This window comes from Desulfosarcina sp., from assembly GCF_046496365.1.
Classification (GTDB): domain Bacteria; phylum Desulfobacterota; class Desulfobacteria; order Desulfobacterales; family Desulfosarcinaceae; genus Desulfosarcina.
Window position 1 is genome coordinate 1 of sequence record NZ_JAWOHB010000120.1, and the last position, 5,426, is coordinate 5,426.

4 protein-coding genes and 1 pseudogene are annotated in these 5,426 nt (G+C 55.6%); 2 read left to right on the plus strand and 3 right to left on the minus strand.

Annotated features, from left to right (window positions below):
- Both R6V78_RS10890 and R6V78_RS10895 read left to right on the plus strand, forming a co-directional pair.
- Positions 1 to 155 (plus strand): annotated as a pseudogene (locus R6V78_RS10890) (NEPxGxxU family selenoprotein); the annotation flags it as partial.
- Between the two features lie 6 nt (positions 156 to 161).
- A complete protein-coding gene (locus tag R6V78_RS10895) occupies positions 162 to 977 on the plus strand; it encodes a sterol desaturase family protein (RefSeq protein ID WP_410289390.1) in 816 nt (271 codons plus the stop codon).
- A gap of 74 nt (positions 978 to 1,051) precedes the next feature.
- On the opposite strand, the gene R6V78_RS10900 is transcribed toward R6V78_RS10895, so the two are convergent.
- The 3 genes from R6V78_RS10900 to R6V78_RS10910 form a co-directional block, all read right to left on the minus strand.
- Positions 1,052 to 2,989, minus strand: coding sequence for a potassium transporter Kup (locus R6V78_RS10900; RefSeq protein WP_410289391.1), 1,938 nt, complete (start codon positions 2,987 to 2,989; stop codon positions 1,052 to 1,054).
- A gap of 389 nt (positions 2,990 to 3,378) precedes the next feature.
- Positions 3,379 to 3,975, minus strand: coding sequence for a type IV toxin-antitoxin system AbiEi family antitoxin domain-containing protein (locus R6V78_RS10905; RefSeq protein WP_410289392.1), 597 nt, complete (start codon positions 3,973 to 3,975; stop codon positions 3,379 to 3,381).
- Between the two features lie 506 nt (positions 3,976 to 4,481).
- Positions 4,482 to 5,426 (minus strand): cation-translocating P-type ATPase (locus R6V78_RS10910; RefSeq protein ID WP_410289393.1); only part of this gene is annotated, 945 nt, incomplete at its 5' end.

The following is a 5,426-nucleotide window of genomic DNA, read 5'->3' on the forward strand; positions in this document are numbered from 1 at the left end:
CGGTCGCCCCGGCGGTCATGGTTGGGAAAGAAATCGTCGTGGAAGGGGCTGACGTGTCCGATCACGAGGTGGAGGCAAACATCTGCCGCATCCTGGGACTGCCTGAACCCGAGTCCCCAAAAAAAGGAATCAGGAGCCGCTTTTTCAAGCGCTGAAAAGTTATGGAAACTGACACAATCATTCGTTTGGGCGTTTTCCTCGGCGTCTTCGCCATTCTTTCAACAGCGGAGGTTTTTGCGCCCCGAAGGCGGCTGGCAACTTCCAAAAGCCGTCGCTGGTTTGCCAACCTGACCATCGTCGCCTTGAACCCTTTATCGGTCGCGTTGATTTATCCCGTTCTGCCCGTTGGGGTGGCCCTGCTCGCCTCGGAGCAAAGTTGGGGACTGCTCAATCAATTGGCCTTGCCCTATTGGCTCGAGGTACTCATCGTCGTGGTGGCGCTGGATTTCGTGGTGTATGCACAGCATGTTCTGCATCACGCTATTCCGATGCTTTGGCGGCTGCACATGGTGCATCACGCGGACCTTGACTTCGATATGACAACCGGGCTGCGGTTCCACCCAATTGAAATCATTGTATCCATGGCCATTAAGTTGTCGGCTGTGGCCGCGCTCGGCGCATCGCCTTTGGCCGTGCTGATTTTCGAAGTAACCCTGAACGCAACTTCCATGTTCAACCACAGCAACATCCGCCTCCCGGAAAAAGTGGATCGGGTACTCAGGCTACTCGTGGTCACACCGGACATGCACCGGGTCCACCACTCGGTCATCATCCGCGAAACCAACAGCAACTACGGGTTCAACCTCCCCTGGTGGGATCGGCTGCTAGGCACTTACAGGGCTCAGCCTGCCAAGGGGCACACGGATATGGTGATCGGCCTGTCTCAATTCCGAGATCCGCAAAAGCTTTCCCTGCCTCGCCTTTTGATCCTTCCGTTCGTGGGTGATCCCGGCCGGGTGCCCATCAACCGGCATTGATGGGGTCAAATCTTTAATCTTGACAAATCCTGGAGCAAAATTTGTCAAGATTAAAGATTTGACCCCTTTTCCTTTCAGATCGCCATCCGAACACCCACCTCGATCACCCGGTCCGGGGGAAGATCGAAAAACGAGACGGCATCGGCGGCGTTGCGGGACATAAAAATGAAAAGGCCCGCCCGCCAGCGCGCCATTGCGCTGTTTTCCGCGATAACCAGTTTTTCACGGCCGATGTAAAAACTCGTTGTTTCCGGATTCAAATCCAAACCATGCCCGCGCGCCAGCGCGAGCACGGTATCCAGCTTGGGATCTTCCATGAATCCATAGCGGGCCTCAAGGCGATAAAACCCGCCGCCCAGTTTTTCGGTTTTTATTTTTTCCAGATTGGGTACCCGGGGGACATCTTCCACCCGAAAATTCAGCAACACCGTCCGGCTGTGCACGACCCTGTTGTGCTTAACATTTTTTGCCAGGGCCACGGGCACGATGTAGGGGCTGCCCGTCAAAAAGACGGCGTCGCCCTCGATTTTGTCAGGGGGCCGGCTGGCCAGATCCACGATGAATTGATGCACCGGCGGCATGACCTTGCGCAATTGATCGGCCAGAATCCGGCGCCCCCTGGCCCAGGTGATCATCAGGATAAAGAACGCCCCGCCGATGACCAGCGGGAACCATGCGCCATGAAAAATTTTGCTGATGTTGGCCAGGAAAAACGGTACATCCACCACAAAAAAGAGACCGGCCAGCGGCGCGGCCCACACCATGGGCCATTGCCACCGTCGGCGGGCCACAATAAAAAACAGCGTCGTGGTGATCAGCATCGTGGAGGTGACGGCCACCCCGTAGGCGGCGGCCAGCTTGCTGGAGGATTGAAACCCCACCACCAGGGCAATGGTGCAGACCATGAGCATCCAATTGACCGGGCCCACGTATATCTGGCCGATCTGCGTGGCCGCGGTGTGCCGGATCTTCAACCGCGGCAGGTAGCCCAGTTGGATCGCCTGCCGGGTCATGGAAAAGGCGCCGCTGATGACGGCCTGGGAAGCGATGATGGTGGCCAGGGTGGCCAATACCACGGTTGGAATCATGGCCCATGAGGGTACCATGGCGTAAAACGGGTGGCTTGCCGCTTCGGGTCGGTTAAGCAGCAGCGCCCCTTGCCCGAAATAGTTCAACACCAGCGCGGGAAAGACCAGGGCGAACCAAATCAGGCGGATCGGCCGGGTGCCGAAATGCCCCATATCCGCGTATAACGCCTCGGTCCCGGTTACCACCAGAAAGACCGCGCCCAATACCACAAACCCGTGCAGCTTGTTGAGAATAAAAAACCGGATGGCGTGCCACGGGAAAACCGCCGCCAACACCTGGGGTTCACGGACAATCTGCGCCGCGCCGGTGACGGCCAGAAAGCACAGCCATACCAGAATCACCGGCCCGAACAGACCGCCCACGCGCGCCGTGCCGCGGCGCTGGATCAGAAACAGACCGATGAGAATGACGATGGTCAGGGGTATCACATAAGGGTCGAACACCGGGGTGATGATGCCGATGCCTTCCACGGCGCTCAAAACGGAAATGGCCGGCGTGATCATGCCGTCCCCATACAGCAGACACGCCGCAAAAAGTCCCAGGGCGATGACGCCCGGCAGCCGCCGGCCTCCGGATGGGGCGGCATGCCCGCGGATCAGGGCGGTCAGGGCCATGACCCCGCCTTCCCCGTGGTTGTCCGCCCGAAAAACGAATATCATGTATTTCAGGCCCACGATCATGACCAGCGCCCAGAACATCAAAGACAGGATGCCCATCACGTTGACATGGCTGACCTCTATCCCGTATTCGCCGTGAAAACATTCCCGAATGGCGTATATCGGGCTGGTGCCGATATCTCCGAAAACCACGCCCAGGGCGGCCAGGGACAGTTGCGCCAGACGGCTGTTGGTTTTGGTTTGAGAATCTTCCGGCAGCGTTTTTTTTGGTTTCGTCTTTTCAGCGTCTCCGTTTGAAGCAGACATCCATTGCCTCCCTTTTTCTTGTCGTCATATGGTTTTCAGTCGCTTCGCACTTGTCAGAATTGTATGAATCGTTGATTCAGATAGATCCCCCCGATCAACAACACCAGCAATCCGATCTAAATGGCGGCGGCCCATTCCAACATGCGCCTGGCCCGCGCCGCCTCCCAGTAAAAATGGGGGCGGACGCCCTGAAGCAAAAACATCCACATGCCGGAAGGTTCACGCAGATGATGTTCGTCAGCGTCAACAGCAGGGCCTTCAAGCCTATGACCATGTGGCCGGACCCCATCAGTAGATCGGCCACCGCGATCGGCGGCAGGATGGTACCGCCACCATCACCCCCACCAGCGCGGACGGATGCAGCGATATTTTTGGTTGCTTTCGCCATGTCACATCACCAGTGCTTTCAGGTAGGGCATCATGACGGTTTTGGCCTGACAGACAGTGGCATATTTCAACAGGCGCGCAGTGTTGGCGTCTTTCAGTTTCAGGTATTGCTTCAGTGCTTCCAAGGCCAGGTCTTCACCAAGTTTACGACGGTAACGAAACATGTCGCAGATTGTTTTTTCCTTCCCATAAACTCTGACTTCACCTGCCGATATCCGTGCAGATTCAATTCCTGGGGCATAAAACCTTTCACGAAAGAAAAAGGTCTTGATGGGTGGATAAAAAAGCCGGGGCGGTTTGGCGCCATGGGGAATGGCCACATAGACCTCCGAAGGGTTGAAGGTGGTAAGTCCATGAAAATCGAGAGCGGACAGCAGACAAATAACCCCTCCAGGCACGGCACGGCAGACCTCCACCAGTCCGGCATGCTCCCCTGACTCGCCATACTCCGCAAGTCGGTAGAGCCCCGGCTTGACTCGCTCAATGCGCCCTTGAGCAACCAGGGTTGATATTTCACGGGTCTGGAACCCTGCGGCACGCAGTTCCTTCATTCGGGCATAGCCGCCGGATGACTTAATGTATTCCGTGATACTGTCCATGTTTCCCTCGAATCATTTTAACTGCCAATGTATGCTATTGGCAGAAAAACTTCAAGCATAACCTGTATAGAAACTATTTTCCCGTAAACAGCTATCCATAAAATTTGGTTCGCAGGTGTGTGGAGTGGTTATTTTTTGAGGGATTGTAAATATTAAATAAGTGGTTGATATAAAGAGAAACCCGGCCAATTTGGTTGGGTGTTATTGCTTGGCTCCCCGTGTGCAACCCTCTTCGTAACCGTTCTCTTTCTCCCGCAGTTAACAGAAAACATTCAATATCAACTGGTTATCAAAGATCAGGGCATCCTTTGAAAGGCGGAAGCGGCGTTAGGCACGATTTCCCCGGAACGCCGCTCAATCTTGGTATCGCACATCGAGCCGTGACGTGTCGCAAGGTTACCGCGAGTTTCAGCTTGCCCCTTCATCGGGCAAATGAGGGGGGCTGTCGATGATCCTCAGTGACGAAAGATGCGACCTGCCGCTGTCAACGAAACGATGTGCGATTTTCAATGCTGCTTGCAGCGCAGGAACAGTTTTTTCGATTCTGAAATAAGTATAATCACTATAGCTCCAACGGCGCAGATACCCAGTTCTCCCAGCCGCAGCGGTGTGGTGCGAAACACGGTGTTAAAAAACGGGACGTAAATAAGGATCAACTGCAGGGTCAGTGTGACACCAATGGCCAGCAACAGCAACGGGTTGCTGAACCAGGATTGCGCAAACAGCGATTGCGTTTGTTTGCGCACACACAGCGCATAGGCCATCTGACAGAACGTCAGCATGGTGAAGACCATGGTCTGCCAAGCGTTCGAACCTGTTCCGCCATCCCAGAACCAGTACCCGGTCCCCACCGAGATCAGGCCGATGATCAAGCCCATGACGAGAATCTGCCAGCCCAGCCCGCGCGCGAAAATGCCTTCCTGCGGATTGTACGGCGGCCGGTTCATCACATCGCGCTCGGCTTCTTCGAACCCCAAAGCAACGGCCGGCACCCCATCGGTCACCAGATTGATCCATAAAATTTGAATCGGCAGCAGCGGCAGAGGCATACCCATTAGCGGGCCGGTGAGCATGACAACGATTTCACCGGCATTGCCGGTGAGGATGTATCGGACGAATTTGCGGATATTATCGTAAATGCGGCGACCTTCTTTGACGGCGGCGACGATGGTAGCGAAATTATCATCCAGCAGGACCATATCGGAGGATTCTTTGCTGACGTCGGTACCCGTAATCCCCATGGCCACACCAATGTCGGCTGATTTCAGCGCCGGCGCATCGTTGACGCCGTCGCCCGTCATCGAGACGATCTCATGCTGTGCTTGCAGCGCGTCGATAATGACCATCTTATGCTTGGTCGAGACGCGCGCAAAGACGGAAACCTCCTTGATTCGTGCGCCGAGTGCGTCGACGGTCATCTTGTCCAGATCCTGCCCGGTCAGAACCGTATC